13 protein-coding genes and 1 pseudogene are annotated in these 19,046 nt (G+C 59.1%); 12 read left to right on the forward strand and 2 right to left on the reverse strand.

From position 1 onward, the window contains the following. Positions 1 to 428: 428 nt before the first annotated feature. The 9 genes from ACZ495_RS13740 (at position 429) to fliW (ending at position 9,876) form a co-directional block, all read left to right on the forward strand. Positions 429 to 878: a DVU0524 family FlgM-associated protein gene (locus tag ACZ495_RS13740; protein WP_012625626.1), complete on the forward strand. Its 450-nt coding sequence runs from the start codon at positions 429 to 431 to the stop codon at positions 876 to 878. A 43-nt stretch (positions 879 to 921) separates the two neighbouring features. Next, complete coding sequence (flgM, locus tag ACZ495_RS13745; protein ID WP_296984415.1) at positions 922 to 1,245, forward strand: flagellar biosynthesis anti-sigma factor FlgM; 324 nt, start codon at positions 922 to 924, stop codon at positions 1,243 to 1,245. Positions 1,246 to 1,797: 552 nt separating this feature from the next. Beyond that, complete coding sequence (locus tag ACZ495_RS13750) at positions 1,798 to 2,910, forward strand: flagellar basal body P-ring protein FlgI (RefSeq protein WP_012625624.1); 1,113 nt, start codon at positions 1,798 to 1,800, stop codon at positions 2,908 to 2,910. After that, positions 2,911 to 4,584 (forward strand): rod-binding protein, encoded by a 1,674-nt coding sequence (locus ACZ495_RS13755; protein WP_464262424.1) that lies wholly within the window; start codon positions 2,911 to 2,913, stop codon positions 4,582 to 4,584. Between the two features lie 239 nt (positions 4,585 to 4,823). Beyond that, entirely contained in the window at positions 4,824 to 5,291 is a 468-nt protein-coding gene (locus tag ACZ495_RS13760) for a flagellar protein FlgN (protein ID WP_407843991.1), read from the forward strand. 3 nt (positions 5,292 to 5,294) lie between these two features. Further along, complete coding sequence (flgK, locus tag ACZ495_RS13765; protein WP_012625621.1) at positions 5,295 to 7,442, forward strand: flagellar hook-associated protein FlgK; 2,148 nt, start codon at positions 5,295 to 5,297, stop codon at positions 7,440 to 7,442. Between the two features lie 167 nt (positions 7,443 to 7,609). After that, positions 7,610 to 9,148, forward strand: a complete 1,539-nt coding sequence (locus ACZ495_RS13770) for a flagellin N-terminal helical domain-containing protein (protein WP_012625620.1) — start codon at positions 7,610 to 7,612, stop codon at positions 9,146 to 9,148. A 12-nt stretch (positions 9,149 to 9,160) separates the two neighbouring features. Continuing rightward, a complete protein-coding gene (csrA, locus tag ACZ495_RS13775) occupies positions 9,161 to 9,397 on the forward strand; it encodes a carbon storage regulator CsrA (RefSeq protein WP_012625619.1) in 237 nt (78 codons plus the stop codon). Beyond that, positions 9,376 to 9,876, forward strand: coding sequence for a flagellar assembly protein FliW (fliW, locus tag ACZ495_RS13780; protein WP_012625618.1), 501 nt, complete (start codon positions 9,376 to 9,378; stop codon positions 9,874 to 9,876). The genes csrA and fliW overlap by 22 nt, the downstream gene beginning before the upstream one ends. Before the next feature lie 348 nt (positions 9,877 to 10,224). Here the strand turns inward: fliW and ACZ495_RS13785 are convergent, their stop codons facing one another. Then, positions 10,225 to 10,809, reverse strand: coding sequence for an OmpH family outer membrane protein (locus ACZ495_RS13785; protein WP_464262425.1), 585 nt, complete (start codon positions 10,807 to 10,809; stop codon positions 10,225 to 10,227). Between the two features lie 293 nt (positions 10,810 to 11,102). Next, the gene (locus ACZ495_RS13790; protein WP_464262426.1) at positions 11,103 to 16,112 is read right to left on the reverse strand and encodes an autotransporter domain-containing protein; all 5,010 of its coding nucleotides are present in this window, start codon (positions 16,110 to 16,112) and stop codon (positions 11,103 to 11,105) included. Between the two features lie 304 nt (positions 16,113 to 16,416). On the opposite strand from ACZ495_RS13790, the pseudogene ACZ495_RS13795 reads away from it, so the two are divergent. The 3 genes and pseudogenes from ACZ495_RS13795 to ACZ495_RS13805 all read left to right on the forward strand — a co-directional run. Further along, positions 16,417 to 16,554 (forward strand): annotated as a pseudogene (locus ACZ495_RS13795) (helix-turn-helix domain-containing protein); the annotation flags it as partial. Positions 16,555 to 16,578: 24 nt separating this feature from the next. Further along, complete coding sequence (locus ACZ495_RS13800; RefSeq protein WP_371261782.1) at positions 16,579 to 16,911, forward strand: hypothetical protein; 333 nt, start codon at positions 16,579 to 16,581, stop codon at positions 16,909 to 16,911. A gap of 745 nt (positions 16,912 to 17,656) precedes the next feature. Next, positions 17,657 to 19,042, forward strand: a complete 1,386-nt coding sequence (locus tag ACZ495_RS13805) for an FAD-binding oxidoreductase (protein WP_012625614.1) — start codon at positions 17,657 to 17,659, stop codon at positions 19,040 to 19,042. Positions 19,043 to 19,046: the final 4 nt, after the last annotated feature.

Here is a 19,046-nt window from a genome sequence, read left to right on the forward strand (position 1 = left end):
CGCTCGGGCGGTTCAGTCTTGAAAAATTGAAACGCCTGCGTGGAGTTGTAAAAAATTCGCACCGCGAAATGCCTGCAAGGCGAACTTGCCTCGGCCGTCACGGAAAAAGGACGTTGCGGACGGAGACAGCAGCGATGATTCGCCGTCAGGCAGCCACTTCAGGCGCTGCATGCTCTGAGAGTCGAGCATTTTGCATCCATAATTTTTCGATGGGTATTGTGAGCCGGGCAGCGCAGCCGCAGGGCGGTGGTCTTTTCTGTAAAGCCCGGGGACAGCCGGGGGCACTGGGGTTTCCACGGCGGCCGCCTGCATGTGCCATTGCCCCTGTTTTGTCGCCGTAACCGGGAAAAATGCCCGAAATGTTCGGGGCAGAAAAGTCTAAAGTTTTTTCAGGCCCGTCCGAACAGACAGCAAGGACGGATACGTGCATGCCCGACGCCAACTCTGCAAAACTGCGCATGATGCTTCAGGGGTACGAGCAGCAATTGCTGGCTGCCCGGCGTCTTGCGCGTTTTCGTGTGCGCAGGCGCCTTGTGCTGGGTGAAGACCCGCATGACCCGGACCCCGCCGCCCACAGGCGGGCCTGTGTGGAAAAAGTCGCCCGCGAACTGTACGAAACACTTATATTCACCGGCAGCGACAACCCCGTGGTAGAAAATATCCGTAAGGAACTGGGCAAGGAAGTGGGGCAAGAGGTGTTTTTTACCTATCCGCCCGGTCAGAGGCTGCACATTGTGGGCGAGGGGCCGGATGGTATGGAGCCCCTGTCAGAAGACGTGCAGCGCAACACCCGGCATGCCTTGTGGCGCATCATTCGTGAGCAGGTAGACAAGAGCATGCTTGAAGAGCCGCCACGCGAACCGGATCAGCGCGGCTGATTGCACGAGGCGGCCCGAATGTGCCGCCAGTGGAGTAAAGTGTATGGAAATAAAGAATACGCCGAACAGTTTTTTTGATCCTTATGCGACCGGTCTGGAAAAGAACGCCGCGGCCAGAAGCGATGCGCGCGCACGGCAGCGCGCCGGAACCGCCGGCGAAGAAGCCGGGCAGGGAGATACGGTCAGTGTTTCGCAGGATGCCCTGCTCATGACCGAAGCCCGCCGCGCGGCCCAGAGTGCCCCGGATGTGCGCGCCGAAAAGGTTGAAACCCTGCGCATCCAGGTCGCCAACGGAACCTACAAACCCGACAGCCGCCTTATTGCGTCCAGCCTTGTTCGTGAGGAACCGGGACTGTTCCGCATTTAGCGCAAATTTACCTTTGAAAAAATTGGCTGCACCAACACCGCATGAGAGTGCAACGCGCCGTAACATGATGTGAGTTTTGCCGAAAACTGTATTTCCGGCAGAACGACAGCTCTGAAATATGAATATTTCAAAGCTGTCCTGTTTCAGGGCAATGCTGTTTCAGGATTGCCCTGACGGTTGCAGCATTTCTTGCCCCGCTCCGGCTTTCAGAAGCGTTACAGGTGATGGCGCCAAGCCTTGCAGCTCATCCGGCCAGACTGACGCCGTGCCGGGATTTTTACAGGCTGTGCGGCTGCAAGGGCAAGCCTGGGCCAATACCGCCTGGCTTGACTTTTCTGAAGATGCGTTACGCCAACGGGCTTTCTGCCCGGAATATATGAGGGCCGCCCCGTCAGGGGCGGCCTTTTCCACATTATCATACGTGCTTTGGGCGGGATGTCGCACTTTCTTTTGCCCTGTCTTTTCCCAACTCCTCACGGCGCCCCGTTTGTCATTTTCGGCACGCTTTCTGCAATGACGGCTGTGCCGGTATTCCGGCAAGGAGACAGCGCCATGAAATTGACGATTTTGCGCCATCCCGTTTTATGGATATTTACGGCGGCCCTGCTGCTGAGCATGGTCTTGCCCGCGCAGGCCGTGCGTATCAAGGATATAGCCTCTTTTTCTGGTGTGCGTGACAACCAGCTTATCGGTTACGGCCTTGTGGTGGGGCTGGCAGGCACGGGAGACAAGAAGGATGCTGTTTTTACCCTGAGTTCCATGAAAAACATGATGGACCGCATGGGTATCGGCGTGGATTCTTCGGCGCTCAAGACCAAAAACGTGGCCTCTGTGATGGTGACGGCCCGCATGCCTGTATCCGCCAAGCCGGGTACGCGCCTTGACGTCACCGTGTCTTCTGTGGGCGACGCCACATCGCTTTTGGGCGGCGTGCTGCTGCAAACGGCCCTCAAGGGCGTGGACGGCAAGATATACACCCTCGCCCAGGGGTCGCTGACCGTGGGCGGGTTTTCCAGTCAGGGCAGGGCGGCCAGCGTCAGCAAGAACATTTCCACCGTGGGCATTATTCCCGGCGGGGGCATTGTGGAGCGGGGCATTCCGTTTGAGTTCAACCAGCAGGACAAACTCACCCTGCATCTGCGCACGGCCGACTTCAGCACGGCCCAGCAGATCGCCGAGCGCGTCAACGGCGCCATGGGCGGTCCCTTTGCCCGCGCCATAGACGACATGTCCATCACTATGGACATCCCGGCGCAGTACCGCAACAACATGGTGCCTCTCATGGCCTCCATCGAAAATCTGGACGTAAGCCCCGACACCGCGGCCAAGGTGGTAGTGGACGAAAAAACCGGCACTGTGGTGCTTGGGCGTGATGTGCGCATTACCCGCACCGCCGTGGCGCACGGTAATTTGCAGATCACCGTGCAGGAGGGCGAGCAGGTATCGCAGCCTGGTCCCTTCTCGCAGGGGCAGACCGTGGTGACGCCCACCACGGAAACCAATGTGCGCGAAGAAAACCGCCATCTTGTCATCATCGAAGGGGCCACCCTGCAGGAACTGGTGGACGGTCTCAACTCCATCGGGGCCACCCCGCGCGACCTCATATCCATTCTGCGCACCATGCAGGTTTCCGGTGCGCTGCTGGCGGAACTGGAGGTGATATAAATGACCTCTCCCCTGACCACCGGCCTTGTGCCGCATGAAGCCGGAGCGGCGGAAGTATCGCGCCGTGAGTTCCAGTCCCGCCTGGCGGGCATTGGCAATCTCAACGGCAAAAAAATGACGGAAGCGGAAAAAGAAAAAAAACTGCGCGAGGCCTGCGAGGGCTTTGAGTCCATCTTTATCCAGAAAATGTGGCAGGAGATGCGCAATACCCTGCCCAAGACCAATATGCTGCAAGGTCGCGAAGAGCAGTTCTGGCAGAGCATGTATGATCAGGAGCTGGCAAAATCCATGACGGCTGCGGGCGGCATCGGCCTTGCGGACATGATGTACGCCCAGCTTTCTCGCAATCTTGTTTCGGCCAGCCGCAGCACGGCGTCTTCTGTGGGCGGCGCACCCTCGGGCTTTACGCCCCAGGCAGCATCCATACTGCCCGCGGGAAGCAATGACGAAAGCGCCGGGGCAGATGCCCCGGGCGGCAGGTCAGCGTCCGGCGGCGGAGCGGGGCACAGCGCCATGCGTGGCGGCGCGCCCATTCCTTCAGTATATGACGGAATAGCTCCTGTACAGGACGTGGGCGAGTCCGGACATATCCAGGTATTACCCGGTGGCACGGCTTCGGCCGAAAGCGCCGGAGCTGCCGGTTTGCCCGCTTCGCAGGCTGCCCAGGCGGCAGGTCCGCCCGAGGTGGAGCAGGTGCTTGCCGCCCTGCGCGCCCGGCAGGATGCCGCGCAGGACAAAACGCAGCACACACCGCCCAATATGAATACAGGCCTGCATCTGGCCCGCGCCGCCCGCTTTGAGGCGGGCAGCAAGCTTGGTTCGCGCGGGGTGCTGCCCCGTACACATCTTGCGCAGCCGCAGCAGGTGCCCCACGCTGTTCCTTCCGGCGGGCCTGCCGGACATATGGGAGGCATTCCGCCGCTCACCGGGCAAACCACGCAGGCCGGGCAAGCCATGACAGCGCAGCAGGCGGCCGCCGGAGATATGCAGATGCTTATGGCACAGAACATGGGGGCGCCCGCAGCCATGCAGGCGGCCATGTATGCCCAGCCAGGTAATACCGCAGCCCATGCCGCAGGCCAGACGCCAGGGCAAATTTCCGGCCATGCCGTCGGGCAGCCCATGCCGCAGACCATTCCACAAACCGGCTCTCCTGTTCCTCGGCCTCCCCAGGCTGCCCCGGCAGGCGGTATAGTGACGCCCGGACCGTCGGTTCCCGGCGTTTCCGTGCACGATTCCAGCCATGAAGCGCAGGAAGCCGCCGCGCAGGCGGAGCCGCACATACAAAAGGTGCGCTATACCACCAACGTTCCGCCCAGCAAGCGTAAGACATCCGGCAGCGCCATTCTGCGCAGTCTCAGCGCGGATGCCGTTGGCCCCAACAGCCGGGCGGGAGCCGGGCTGGCCGCCTATCATGCGCAACAGGCTTCACAGCCGGGCTTACAGCAGGCCGCGCAGCAGCCGTTGACGGTTCCTGCTCCGGCTGCACAGGGGCAAGGCGCGCCCGTGGGCGCGACAGGTGCGTCGGCGGGTGGTCAGGCAGGCGCCATGACAGGCCAGGCGCTTGCGGCACAACCGGGCATGGCGGTCTCTGCCCCTTCCGCGCAGCAGGCCCGACAGGGAATGGAGAGTTACGGCATCCCGCCGCTGACGGCTACGGATTTACGGCGCTGATGCCTGCTGTGCCCACGCCCCTGGCCGTAGCCTGTGGCGTGGCAGCCGCGAATACGGCAGGCCATGCGGCAGATTCTGCGGCGGGCAGCCCTGTATTGTAGCTCCGCGCCGCCACAACCGCTCTGCCTTTCACAGCGGTTCAGACCGGCAGTCGGCGAGGCACGGAAATTGCTTGATCCTTGACGAGGCGGCAGATTCTGCCCGCAGCGTCGAAGTCCGGCCGCCCAGTGAGGTTGACCATGTATACGATAATCCACACATCCCTGATACGTCAGAGCAAGGCCCTGTCCCTGCTGTGCGCGCTTATGGAAGAGGAATATACCGCACTGCTCGACCGCAACACTGATGCGGTGGTGGCGCTGGAGTTTTCCATTCAGGAGCTTATACGCCAGCTTGCGGCGGAAAAAGCCACGGTCATCACGACGCTGGCAGGAGTGCGCGTGGCGGAATACGCCGGTTCGTTGTCTGCAGAAGAGGGCGGTGCGCTGCTGGAGCTTCTGCGCGCCATAGACAAGGCCGAACAGGGCGTGGCGCGCCAGGCCACGCGTAACAGCCAGCTTTCACTGGCGCTGCTTGATCAGAGCAGCCGCACGCTCCAGGCGCTCACAAGTCAGGCCATGCCCCCCAAGGCGGAAACCTACGGCCGCCGCGGCGGCATGCGTGTGCAGCATCATCCCGAGGCGGCGCTTATCTCAGGGAGGCTCTAGGTCATGCTTAACGGTCTGCTCAATATCGGCAAGACGGCTCTTGGGGCCTCACAGGCGTGGATATCGGTTACCGGCAGCAATATTGCCAATGCCGATACCGAGGGCTATTCCCGCCGGTATGTGGACCAGCGTGACGCCGGAACCATCACCGCCAAGCCGGGCGGCGAAAGTCTTGGCGTCAATGCCCAGCAGATCATGCGCTTTTTTGACGCCTTTCTTGAGCGCTCCTACGTGCGGCAGTCCACCAATTCTTCCCGCTGGAAAGAGCAGGACATGATCCTCTCTTCAGTGGAAAACCTGTTCAACGAATCCAACCGGGCGGGCATAAGCTCGTCGTTGGATAAATTTTTCAAGGGGTGGCAAGATCTCACCCAGTTGCCGGACGATAACGCCTACCGCGAAAGCCTGCTTTCTCAGGCCGACAACCTGAGCGACATGTTCAGCAGCACTGCCGCCGGGCTCAAGGCCATACAGAACGAGATGGATGTATCCATCAAGCAGTCTGTGGACCGCATCAATGCCCTGTCCCGGGGCATTGCCGACCTTAACAGGCAGATCACCACCAATACTGTTGACGGCGTGAGCAATCCCAACGCGCTGCTTGACCAGCGCGACCAGATGGTGCGCGAACTGGCGAGCCTTGTGGATGTGGAGACCATCGACAACGGCAAGGGCAACTTCACCGTGCAGCTCACCACCGGGCAGCCGCTGGTGCAGGGGCAGAACGTCAATGTGCTTGAGGTGATGGGACCGCGCTCAGAAAGTCATCTGAGCGTCGGATCGGCCTATAAAGGCTCCATCGAGTTTCAAGGTACGGATAACCACGAATATACTGTGGATATCGTCACCGGCGGCAAGGCGGGTGATGTGCCGCCGCCCAGCTTTCGTGTGTCGCTCGACGGCGGCAAAACCTGGCTGCGTGATGAAAACGGCAAGGAAATGCGCTTTGAGATCACCGATACTGATGGTGACGGCAAGGTGGATCCCGTACAGGTAAAGAATCTCAAGATTTCCTTCACCGCCACAGACAATTTTACCGTGGGCGACCAGTTCGACATCGTGCCCATGAGTGGCCTGTACTGGATAGAGCCGACGCGCGGGCCGCAGAATGTCACGCCCCAGACATTTTTTGACGGTTCGGAAAACAAGAACCGCGTTACCGGCGGCAAGCTGACTTCGTACTTTACCGTGCGTGATGACAACTGCGGCCGTTACCTTGATGAGCTTAATGCCGTGGCCTCGTCCCTTATCTGGGAGGTCAACCGCCTGCACAGCCAGGGGACCGGCACGGAAATGCTGAACTATGCCCAGGGTTCGCAAAAGGTGCAGAGCACGCAGCAGCCCCTTGGTTCGCCCCAGGCCATCATGCCCTATGCGGACAGGCTGCAAAGCGGCAACGTAAACATCTTTTTTTACGACAAGACTACCGGGGAGTTCCGCAACACTGATACCGGAAGCAATACGTTGGACTTCAGTTCCATCACGCCTCCCGGAACCGTGAATTTCGATCCGGCCCATCACACCCTGCAGGACGTGTGCAACGTCATCAACAGCAGCTTTCCCGATGCCAGCGCGCCCGGACTCAACATGCTCAAGGCGACCATTCAGGATGGCAAGCTGCTCATAGAGGCCAACCCGGCCTGCAACGTCAGCTTTGCTATGGGGGTGGACAGCACGGGGCTTATGGCTGCGCTTGGCATCAATACGTTTTTTACGGGCGACAGCGCCACCAACATGGCGGTGAGCAGCCAGCTGCACAGCAATGTCAACCTGATCGCCGCCGGGGCCGTGAACGGGCAGAACCAGGCCAACAAGGGCGATAACGTCACAGCCACGGCCATAGGTGAGCTTGCCAGCAAAAAAGTGACGGTTTCCACCACCTGGAAGACCGTGAGCAACCAGAGCATCGGCGAATACTACGCGACTCTGGTGACCACCGTGGGCGCTGACAAAAGGCTTGCCAAAACCAATGCCGAATACCACAAGGCCCTTGCCACCGACCTTGAAGACCGCGTGACCTCGGTGACAGGGGTGAACCTGGATGAGGAAATGTCCAACCTCATAAAATTTCAGCATTCCTATACGGCGGCGGCCAAGCTTATCACCACCGCTGACCAGATGCTGCAGACCCTGCTGGGTCTCAAGCAGTAGGGATCTGCGGAACCCTCAGTCGTGCGCATGTGGGCGGCCGTTAAACGATAGCTTCAAGCGTAACCATTCCCAGGCGCAATGCCGTCAGGCCTGTCCGTGGCTGTACAGGGGCGCTTTAAATAATCGGACACGTGTTTTTCCGGCGAGAATATGCTCAAGGAGTTGCCATGTCCATTCGTGTAACACAAAGCTCCATGTACAATACCATGGTGGGGCAGATGCAGAAGAGCCTTTCTGCATATATGGAAAGTAACGAACAAGGCTCGACGCAAAAAAAGATCAACCGCCCGTCCGATGACCCTGCGGGCATGTACCGTGTGCTCATGACCAGGGATGATATCAGCGCCACCAAGCAGTATCAGTCCAATTGCGATACGGCCAAGGGCTGGCTTGAACTGACGGATAACGTACTGGGAACCCAGTTGAGCAATGCCATCATCAGCCTCAAGAGCCGCATGGAACAGGCTGCCACCGGCACCACGGCTGATCAGCGCAAGCTCATTGCCCAGGAAGCGCGTGAAATTTTCGGCCAGATTCTCAACCTGTCCAATACGCAGTTCAACGGCAAGAGCATCTTTGCCGGGCAGCGGTATGACCTGAACGCCTATGAGCAGAGCCTGGCCCTGACCTGTTGGGATGACACGTGGAACAACGAGATCAGCCAGGGGCATTATTCCATTGATGGAGCAAGCAATACCTCCATGATGATCCAGTTCACGGATGACGGCACCCTGGGAACGGACACGCTGACCTACCGCTGGTCCAAGGACGGCGGCGACACCTGGACCACAAGTACCGTACCCGCCGGCAGCCGCACCCTGGTGGCCGATGGCGTGACCATCACTATGGATCAGGATATGGCCGTCAGCGCGGCGGATACAAGCCTCGGCCCCGGGGCCAAAAACGGTACGCTCGTCTATATACGGCCTACGGCCGTCTACCAAGGGGATGACAACGATCCGCCGCCGGAAATGACCGTCATGGGCGGTCCCGCCGGGCTGAAAACGTCGGCCAACGGAGCCTTCGGCAATAACGTGCTGGTGCGTATGGACAATACCGTGGACCTGAACTCCACCGGCACGGCGTTCAACTATTCTTACAGCCTGGATAACGGCGGCACCTGGGTCACGGCTTCGGGCCAGACCACGGGGGGCGGCACTGTGCGCCTGCCGGTGCCGGGCGGCTACATGGATATGGACGCCACAGCCACTAATCCGCCCACAAGCGTCATTGACGCAGGCACGCAGGTGCTCATCCATCCCTCGCGCGCCAACCTGAACCTGGAAATAATGCAGGGAACCTACATCTCTGTGAACAACGTGGGCAAGGATATTTTCGGGGGGTACTATCAGGGGCAGCCGTCGCTTGAGGGCGGCCAGAACCTTTTTGACGTGGTGGGCGAATTCATTGCCTACTGTGAAAACAATAATCAGGAAGGCTGCCAGAAAAGCCTGGCCGCCATAGAGCAGGCGCATGCCCACATCCTTGCGTACGAAGCCCGCATCGGCGGGCTGGAAAACCGCGTCAGCATGGCTCAGGACGTGCTCAGCTTTCAAAAGCTGGACCAGGAAGAACGATTGAGCTATACCGAGGACATCGACCTGACAGAGCTGCTGGCAAAGCTTACGCGGCAGCAGTTGACGTACCAGACGGTGCTTCAGTCTTCTTCTATGATCATGCAGATGAGTCTTGCCAAGTACATATAACAGGTAGCATCTATGCTTATACTGACGCGCCGCCCGGGTGAAAGCCTGTATCTCGGCGAAAACATACGCATAACCGTTCTGGGTATGCAGGGCAAACAGGTCAAGCTTGGCCTTGAAGTGCCGGGCGACACAACCGTTTACCGCGAGGAAGTGTATAAACGGGTTGTGGAGGAAAACCGCCGCGCCCTTGAAACCAGTAACAACGACCTTATGGTGGCTGCTGAATTATGGCACGAAACAAAGAAATAGAAATCGATACCCGCCTTGGCCGCCGGAGTGTCGATGCCGACAAGGTTGTACACTTTCCGCGCGGGCTGGCCGGTTTTGAAAATGAACGGGATTTCATTCTGCTGCAGATACGGCCCGAAGCTCCCCTGCTTATCCTGCAAAGCATGAGCAATCCCGTGGTGGGGCTGCTGGTGGCTGATCCGTACAGTTTTATGGAAAAAAGTGCGTATGCGCCTGCCATGGGCGAAGCCGAAAAGCAGCTTCTGCGCATCTCCGACCTGGACGAAGCCGCGGTTCTGGTAACGGTCACCATTCCCGCCGGGCAGCCCGGCGAAGCAGCGCTCAATCTGGCCGGGCCGATTGTCATCAATTCGCGCGAGCGCGTTGGCCTTCAGGTTCCCCAATGCTCTGACGGCCCGCAGCAGATATACATGCACAGCCTGAAACCCGTTGGCGAGAGCGGGCAGGCAGAAAAAAGCGAAGCCGCTCCCGCGGAATAGCAACTTTTTTGTGCCTGAACGGCGAGAGCCTGCATCGGCTTTTGCGCGGCCCCTTTTTCAGTTGCTGAAAAAGGGGCCGCGCTTTTTGACTTCTTGTTTTGTTGGGCCGGCGCGTTTCAGTCAGCGTATTGCGCGTGCACTGATGACCTCCAGCCGCGGTAGCAGCCAGGCAGGGCAGCGCTGCGGCTGGCTGCTATCGCAGTGTGCAGGGAGACCGCCGGGCGAAGCGAGGAAGCTCCCGCCGCACAAGCCGTGCAGCCCTTGACAGCCTCCCTCTGCCGCCCGTCGGGCAGGCGTTTCAAAAAAGACAGTCAGAATATTTCAAACATCAACGGATCTATATCGCAATTATTTTTTCTTGGAGCCTGGCGTGGCTTCCGCGGGTGGGCGCTGTTTGCCGGACGGAGCAGGGGCGGCCGGCTTTTTTCCTGTGGCACTGTCGCCGCCTTCGATGTGCACCGTGGGCAGCGCTGCAAATGCTGGCTCATGCAGATTCATGCCCTCCATGATGGTTCCGGTAATATCCATGCCGGGTGCAGCGTCCAGCAGGCCGTTGCGGGCCAGCACCATCTGTGCCTTGTAGCTTTCGCGCCAGCGGGCCGTTTCTGCCAGCATGTGGTTGACAACGACCTGTCTGGCCGCTGCTTCTTCCAGCGCCATCTGGCGGCGCAGGGCGCGCAGACCCTGAACCAGCGCCTGTTCACGCTCTTTCGGCGATGCGGCGGCGTAAGTTTTTTGCAGTTCGCTCCAGCCTGCATCCAGGCGCTGGCGGACGGCCTCAAGATGTCTGGTGGCGGCATGGGCCGCGCGGGATTCGCGCAATACGCGGTCCACATCCACTATCCCGACCTTGGGCGGATCACTGAAGTTAAGGCATCCTGTGAGGAGGATGCAGAGCAGCCCCAGGGCTGCAAAACGTATTTGCTTTGTCATAAAAGTACCTTGGCAAGAAAAGCCGTCCGCGCCCAAGGAAGGGCAGGGCGTGGACGGCCGCACAAGCCGTATGGGCGCTTGTGGTGATTGCAAATGTAGCGGGGCGGCGTAAGCCGCCCCGCATCGGATGTTTATGGTCTGATTTGCGTTACTGGTTAAAGGGCCTCCTGGAAACGCGCAGTTGTTTCGTTTGGCAAGGCGCGATCTTTTTTGAAGCAGGAGTGGACTCTTCCGTCCTTGGCTGTTTCAAAAAAGTAAAGCAACGCCGCCAAACGGAATAAATCAGCGTGTCCCTAGAACTCGTAACGGACAGTGCCGAACACGCCGTGCGAGGTGCTGTGCTCAGAGGCCTGTATGTTGTAGTTCACGCCAAGGCTCAGGTTGTCATTGCCGAAGTCAAGACCAAGGCCGCCTGTATAGCTCATGTAATCCATTGTATGGGTGTCCAGCTCGGCCTTGGTGCCGGTTCCGGTAAAGCGGATCTTGCTCCTGGCTTCAATATCGCCGGTGGCGGGAATGATGCCGAGGTCAAGGTTGGGCTTCACGTACCAGCCGTTGCCGGTTTCAACCTGCTTGCTGAAGGTCACGCCGATGGGGAATGTCCAGATATTCTGGTTCATTTCATCTCCGCGCATGACGGTGCCGTTGCTCTTCACGTCGTAGGAGTCGGTGCTCACGTACATGTAGCGCACGCCCAGGTGGGGGATGATGTCCACATACTGGGTATTGAGCTTGTATTCGGCACGCAGGCCGGTGCTCAGGGCGTATGCCGTGATGTCGCTCTTGAGGTCGCGCATCTGCATGGCTCCGGGCAGTTCCTGCTTCACCTTGTTATAGGTGCTGGTGTAGTTGACGTCGGCAGTGAGGCCGACGTTTTCCTTCGCCCATCCGGCGTACGCGCCAAGGCCCCAGAAGCTGAAGCTGTTGGTGGTTTTTGCCAGGTCGCCTTCGCCTTCGGCGTAACCCCCGCCGATATTGAAGGCTATGCCCGCGCGCAGGGCGTTATCAAAGGTATAGTCGCTGCCAAGGGCCACACCGCCAAGACCACCGTGCCACTTGAGGTCGTAGCTGTCTCCGGCTTCCATATTCCAGGCATTCTGGCTCTGGTACAGGGGCATGATCCACAGGGCCATGCCGTTTTTGGCCGCGCCTTCCGCCTTGTTGAGCGAAACGGACTGCATGCCGTTGCCGTCAGGCTGGGCAATGCTGGTGCGCTGGGTAATGGCAGCGCCCGCCGCATTGTTGGCGGCCATTGTCATTTGCGGTACTGCCCCGGCTACGGCTATGCGGGCGGCGCTTTCAATGGTTTTGGCGGCCAGATTGGCATCATTGCCGATGAAGTTGTCGCTGGTGGCACGGGACAGGAAGCGCACGCCCTTCACGTCGGAGTCCACATGTGCGGGACCGACATGGTCGGCGGTGTAGGCATTGTCCAGTACCTTTACAAGGTCGCCGTCAAGCTTGGGGTAAACGTTGGCGGCAGAATTGAGCCCCGTGCTCAGCACGCCGGTGGCGGCATCAAACGAACCGTTGATCATGCGCGAGTCAGTGATGAAGTTGGAACCTGTCCAGCCTGTTCCGTCAGTGCCAAGGGTGATTGTGTCTATATTGGTGCCGAGCACAGTATAGTCCTGACCCACTTTGGCATCAGTAATACGCAGTTTTGCGCCATCGCCGATATTGGCTGTGCCGCCTGCGGTGTTGCTGCTGATGGCTCCGTCAGGGGTGACGGCAGCGGCAGCGGTAACCACCAGAAGGGACTTGCCGGAGAAATCAAGATGATTGGCGGCCGGCGGGGTGGCGGTAAAGTCCGCGGTTGTTTTTGTGCCGTCCACAATAATGCCGTGAGCGCCGTCAAGCACCTGGGCACTGTAGATGCCCAGGGCGGAGTCCACGCCGTTTTCTGTCAGGCCCGCGCCGTTGGTGGCCTCCTGTACCTGTCCGGCAAGCCAGCCCATGTTGGTGGTGCCGATGGCAGCCATAGAGTTCATGCCCACGCCCACGTTGCCGTTGATTTCGACATCAGCGGCTGTTGCGCCCGTAAAGCCGCCTACAGCCACGTTGCTTGAGGCCAGGCCCCAGGCAGGGTCCACATAGAGATTGCCGCCGGCCAGATTCAGGCTGCCCACGGTGAGGGTCGTGCCGCCCTTTGTATCATCGGCGTCGCCGACAGCAATGGTTTTGCCCGATGCTCCGGTCAGCTTGTCGGCCTTGACCTGCGCGCCGTCAATGAAGGCGGCGTCATCGGCCACAGCAAGGCTTTCAGCCACAAGGCTGCCGCCGGTGACGTTGACTGCGCCATCCACTGCAAGGCTCTGGGCCACAATGTTGCTGCCGGTAATGGCGGCAGTGCCGGTTACAGCCATGTCGCCGAGAGCGGCTTCGCTGTCGGTCAGGGTAAGGTTGCCTGCCACCGTACTGGCGTCAGTAACGGTGCCGGTGGCAAGCAGTTTGCCGTTGGCAACCGTCACATCTGCGGAGGCCGTAAGCGTCTTGGCCTCGATGCTGCCATCGGTAACAAGTACCGTGCTGGTATTAAGGGTCTTAGCAGAAGCGACAGTGCTGCCGTTATTCACGTTCACGCCGCCGGCAGTGATGTTGCCCGTGGACAATATCGTGCCGCCGTTATCCGCGGTTACGGTTCCCGCATCAATGGACGTTGCCGCAAGAGCGCCCTTGTCGGCGCTAACGCTGCTGACCGCCTCGGTGGCAGTGCCGATAGCCCCGGCAGTAAGGCCCCCGCCAGCACTGACGTTCACATTGCCGGTATCGGCAGCGCCAGCAGTGATGTCGCCCACAGTATAGTCTGCGGCAGCGACATTAAGGGCAGAGCCAGCTCCGGCCAGCTCCACGTTGCCGTTAAGTGTGCCGCCGTTGGATGGCGCGCCCGTGGAGCCAAGGTTGAGGTTTTTTCCGGCAGCGATGCTGACATTGGTGGCCGCATCGCCTTCAGCGATGATCAACTGGCCGCCATTGCCAAGCAGGGTAAGGTTGCCGTTGATGGCGGCAGCGACATCGCCGGTGTTGCCCGTAACGACAAGAGCATCAACGCCGAAGCCGCCGCCCACGGTGATGGCGTCGCCTGTGCTGGCATATTCCGCATTTATACCGGCCAGCACTGCGCTGGTGGCTTCTGCCGCGGCACCTGTGATGCTACCGTCGCTGGTTCCCTTGTCGGCGTCTGATATTTCTATGGCGGCGGCGCCATAGCTGATAAGGCCGCTGCTGCCCGCAGTCAGCAGGCCGGTTTTTGTGCTCTGCATCTGCTGGGTATTGACGCTTTCCAGCCCGTCAAGCCGCAGCGTACCGCCATTGGCCACATGTATTTTTTCGAGGCCCGCTGCGATGGCAGCAACGTCGTCTGTGTATGTGACAAATTTTTCGGCATCGCCTGACAATACGCCGTTATTCATGACGTTGACGCCGTTGTCGTGGCCGACATCACCCTCTGCGCTGCTCTTCAGGTCGCCCTGGATGTTCAGTTCGGCAGAGCGCCCATCGTGTCCGCCGCCAACGGTGAGGCTGCCATCCTGGATATCCAGCGTCTTGCCTGCGGCCAGCGTCCACTTGCCCTGGGCAACGTCAACTACGCCCTCGCTCGTAACGTTGGCATTGATGTCGCCGCCGGGATTTGCATCCTCGCCAAGCTTCAGTATGCCCTTGTCGGCTATTTGCAGGCCCTTGCCTTCGCTGCCCGCGAAGCCGAGCGCGGAGCCTGCCTCGCCCTTGAGAAAAAGCTCGCCGGACGCAAGCGTAAAGTCCGCATCCGGAGTATCCGGCGTAAGGGCAAGGCTGTTGGCCTTGATGCGGTTGCCCTGGGACCCGGTGCTGTCAATGGCGAGTGCATCGCCGGTCAGCTTTATGTTTTGCGCCTGAATGCTGCCTTCGCCCAAAAGAGTGACCTTGCCGGTTACGGCCGCGGAGCCGCCGGTAATGCTTGCGGCATCCACAGTGGCATTTTCGCCCAGATGCAGGCGGGCGTGCCGCGCAGCGGTACCTTGGACGGTTACGGACCCGTCTTTTTCAAGCCAGCCGGCAAGCTGGGCGTCAGTCATGTCCGCACGGGCCATCTGGTTGCTAGTAGCATCCTGAACACGCTCGACAGCGATGGCTCCGGCAGTGCCGCTGAATTTTTCAAGCTCGGCTCCGGTCAGGTCAAGATGGGCGTCAGTCACCGAAAGCGTGCCTGCGTTGGCTACAATGCCCGTCAGCTTGTGGTCGCCGCCAGCGCTGTAGGCAAGTGTAGAGTCAGCATAAAGGTTGACCTTGCCGCCGTTGTCCAGCACGCCATCGGCAGCCACATCCAGGGTCATGCCCTTGTTCAGGAAAAGATGCCCCTTGTCGCCGACCATAACGCTGCCGCCATCAGCAACCCTAGTGTATCCATCCAGAGCGCCAGGCATGGCGCCGGTGACAGTTTTGCCCGGTTCAGATGGGGGCGTGTTAAGAAAGCCTGTCAGCAGAAGACCGCCTTGCACATCAACGGTTGCGCCGTCTGTGATGTGGGTAACGCCGGCATTGAATACACCGTGATTGCCCTGAGCAACGTTGATTCTGGTGCTGTCGCCGGTGATCAGCAGGTTGGCGCTGTCTTTGTCAAGAGAGGCCGCACCCTTGCCGGTAAAAAGCATTCCTGCATCATCAAAATCTTTTGTATGGTTTTCGTCCGGGGACAGGCCCATAAGGTTGACGGTCGCGCCGTCGGCAATTTTCAGTTGAGCTGTCGCAAAGTCAGCTGCCGCGCCTCCAAAAAGATTGGCCGAGGTGATGTTGACCACCGTATTGGGGCCGGAAACAAGGGTGGGCAGGCCGGTAGAAATGGCGGCATCGTTTTCATCGGTCGTTTCAGCATAGCCGCCAAGGCCGTTTTCGCGCCAGCCGTTACCGTTTGTGCCGTTGATGTTGACGGTTCCGCCCGTGATCTGCAGGTCGCGGGAATCCGAATAGCCGTTGACGTTCAAAGTGCCGCCCGTTACCAGCAGTTTGCCGTTGGAAGGGGTAGCGCCATCTCCGGCCGAAATGCTCCCGGGGATGTTCACGGTGACCGTGCCGCCGTCAGTGATGGTCAGGGTTCCTGTAAGTGCTACCGCGTCAGAATTCACTGCAAGGCTTGTCTGGTCCCCGCCGGAGCCTACGGTCAGGTTGCCTCCATCCCAGTCTGCCGCCATAGCCAGCCCGGTGCTGCCCAGGGTCAGGGCCGCTGCCAGTGCCAGCGAGCCGAAGGTGTTGATCTGGCGGCATTTCCCCAATACCGCCTTATACCTGTTAATCAGGTTACCAATCGCGTTTTTGGACAAAATCATGAGCTTCCTCCTTAAAAAGTCACCATCAGGGCCGTAAAAGTGGCCTGTCCTCTGCATGGAGCGGGGAAAGCAATCCGTGAATGGTGCCGCTGAAAATATTGCTTTCCCCGGATTAGGCGGATATGGTTGGTCTGCTAAAACGTGAACCTTAACCGCCCAACTGCATTATTAGATCAAAATCTCAGCCATTTCAACCTGAATATTGATTATGAATTAAAATTTCATCTATCTGTTCAGATTGTGAGCAATATTTTGATCTTACAGGACGGTGCGGAGTTGATTGGGCATTGGGATAGTATTACTTATGAAAACGCTTGGATCTCGCATCCGTTTCGTGCGAGGAGCATTGTCGCAGGAAGTTTTTGCAGCAAAAATCGGCGTCAGCAAGGGATCACTCGGTGGATATGAGCGTGATGAAAATCTGCCAAACAGTGATATTATTCTGAAAATATGCCAGGAAACCGGTGTGTCTGTTGAATGGCTTCTACTCGGTACAGGCGCCCCGGCTGCATCGGATGAAGAAGGGCCTGTCGGGCCGGGAAAGCTACTGGCAGGCGGTACGTTGACCCTGCCGGGTATGATGGGGGTTGTTGCACCTTCATCCATGCCACAGAACGGAATTGCGTTCGTTCCGGACGGAAAAATGATCCAGCAGGAATGCGCGCGTTGCCGCAGACTTGAGGAGCGGCTTGAGCGCCTGGAAGACGAACGCAGGGAGCTGAGTGAAGAAAACCGGCGCCTTTGGAAAGAAAACAGTCTTCTTAACGCCCGTCTGGCTCGTATGAAGGCCAGGGGTTGAGCCACTCCGGATGGAGAGCCTGTAGTACAGTTGCACGCGGTCAGGTTGCATTGTTTCGCGCCTGGCCGCGTTTTTTCGGCCCTTCTGGGTCTGGCGGCCGCATTGACGCGACCCCTTCCGGTCTTATCTATCTGGAGTAAGGCGATCTTAAAATGTGCATTCAAAAATGACGGTATCTCTGTTTTTGTGGCGGGTACACAATACGATGCGTTTGTGCTCTGGCAGCCGCATACGCCTGCGCCGCAGACCATGTGTTTTACCGTTAAGGACGGCGCGCCTGACAACTGCTGTACTGGTGCAACTATCCGCCTGTGCCGGAGATGTGGATCTGAATTTGCTGTTGTGTCGCCATGCCCGATCCCTGCCGGCGGGACTGCACGTCTGTACTGCCGGAAGCGCCACGGCTGCCGGTTGTCATTCCGTGAAATTCGGTGAAATTTTTTCCGTTCTTTTTTCTGCCCAGTAAAATTATCTTGCAAAAATATTTTTATTTCCGGTTGTTGCTGATTTTTCACGAACTTGTTTTCGCGAGACCGGGGAGAATACAGTTGATGTCTGATAGTGATACCAAAGTTTTTGGGCTTATCCCCTATGCAAGGCTGGCAAACGCAGATATATGACTTTATTCTTGTAGAAAAGCTGACCGGCCGGTCAACCGGCCGCACATGTGCCCGGCATGTCCGGGCTGGCGCGTGGGGCGCGCGGGCTGCGCCCTCCACCATTACAGATGTTCTAAGGAGGCCACATGGCAAGCCAGGCGTTGATCAGGGATTTTGAAGATCTCATCGGCAAGGAAAACGTGTTCAGCTCCGAAGCTGACCGGCAGAGCTATTCGTATGACTCGGCAGTGCTGACCCCCGTGGTGCCTGCGCTTGTGCTGCGTCCGACCACTGCCGAGCAGCTGGGAGCATGTGTCAAAAAGCTGTATGACAACGGTCTGCCCATGACTGTACGCGGCGCGGGAACCAACCTCTCCGGCGGCACCATCCCCGACAATTCCGACTCTGTGGTTATTCTGACCACCGGACTCAACCGCATTCTTGAGATCAACTCCGACGACCTTTATGCCGTGGTGGAGCCGGGCGTGATCACTGCCCAGTTCGCCGCCGAAGTGGCCAAGAAAAATCTGTTCTATCCCCCGGACCCGGGTTCTCAGGCCGTATCGACCATTGGCGGCAATATTGCTGAAAACGCCGGCGGCCTGCGCGGCCTCAAGTACGGCGTCACCAAAGACTATCTCATGGGCATCGAATTTTTTGACGCCACCGGCGAGATGGTCAAGTCCGGTTCGCGCACGGTCAAGTGCGTTACGGGCTACAACCTGGCCGGCATGATGGTGCAGTCTGAAGGTACGCTGGGCATTATTTCCCAGGCCATTCTCAAGCTTGTGCCCCCGCCGAAGGCCTCCAAGGCCCTGATGGCCGTGTTTGAAAATGTGCAGGACGCCGCCGAAGCCGTGGCTGGCATTATTGCCGCCCACGTTGTGCCCTGTACGCTTGAGTTCCTTGACAACAATACCATTGTGCGCGTGGACGACTTCACCAAGGCCGGTCTGCCGCGCGAAGCCGGAGCCATCCTGCTCATCGAGGTGGACGGCCACCCCGCCCAGGTCGCGGACGACGCCGAAGCTGTGGAGCGTGTGCTCAAGGCCAACCGCGCCACCGCCGTGCATGTGCCCAAGGACGCCGACGAAAAATTCAAACTGTGGGAAGCCCGCCGCATGGCTCTGCCCGTGCTGGCCCGCTGCCGTCCCACTACCGTGCTTGAAGACGCCACCGTGCCGCGTTCGCAGATTCCTGCCATGATGAAGGCCGTTAACGAAATCGCCGCCAAGTACAAGGTTGAAGTGGGCACGTTCGGCCATGCCGGCGACGGCAACCTGCACCCCACCTTCCTGTGCGACAAGCGCGACAAGGACGAGTTCCACCGAGTGGAAGAGGCCATTGACGAAATGTTCGATGTGGCCCTCAAGCTGCACGGCACGCTTTCGGGTGAGCACGGCATCGGCACGGCCAAGGCCAAGTGGATGGAAAAAGAAACCTCGCGCGGCACCATTCTGTTCTCTCAGCGGCTGCGTCGCGCCCTTGACCCCAAGGGCCTGTTCAACGCCACCAAGCTGGTGGGAATCTAGGAGC

It is taken from the genome of Desulfovibrio sp. GTC20076, assembly GCF_055385905.1.

Bases quoted from the DNA above. Each gene is read 5' to 3' on its own strand.
- ACZ495_RS13740 (WP_012625626.1), top strand. From the start codon at position 429: ATGCCCGACGCCAACTCTGCAAAACTGCGCATGATGCTTCAGGGGTAC.
- flgM (WP_296984415.1), top strand. From the start codon at position 922: ATGGAAATAAAGAATACGCCGAACAGTTTTTTTGATCCTTATGCGACC.
- ACZ495_RS13750 (WP_012625624.1), top strand. From the start codon at position 1,798: ATGAAATTGACGATTTTGCGCCATCCCGTTTTATGGATATTTACGGCG.
- ACZ495_RS13755 (WP_464262424.1), top strand. From the start codon at position 2,911: ATGACCTCTCCCCTGACCACCGGCCTTGTGCCGCATGAAGCCGGAGCG.
- ACZ495_RS13760 (WP_407843991.1), top strand. From the start codon at position 4,824: ATGTATACGATAATCCACACATCCCTGATACGTCAGAGCAAGGCCCTG.
- flgK (WP_012625621.1), top strand. From the start codon at position 5,295: ATGCTTAACGGTCTGCTCAATATCGGCAAGACGGCTCTTGGGGCCTCA.
- ACZ495_RS13770 (WP_012625620.1), top strand. From the start codon at position 7,610: ATGTCCATTCGTGTAACACAAAGCTCCATGTACAATACCATGGTGGGG.
- csrA (WP_012625619.1), top strand. From the start codon at position 9,161: ATGCTTATACTGACGCGCCGCCCGGGTGAAAGCCTGTATCTCGGCGAA.
- fliW (WP_012625618.1), top strand. From the start codon at position 9,376: ATGGCACGAAACAAAGAAATAGAAATCGATACCCGCCTTGGCCGCCGG.
- ACZ495_RS13785 (WP_464262425.1), bottom strand. From the start codon at position 10,809: ATGACAAAGCAAATACGTTTTGCAGCCCTGGGGCTGCTCTGCATCCTC.
- ACZ495_RS13790 (WP_464262426.1), bottom strand. From the start codon at position 16,112: ATGATTTTGTCCAAAAACGCGATTGGTAACCTGATTAACAGGTATAAG.
- ACZ495_RS13805 (WP_012625614.1), top strand. From the start codon at position 17,657: ATGGCAAGCCAGGCGTTGATCAGGGATTTTGAAGATCTCATCGGCAAG.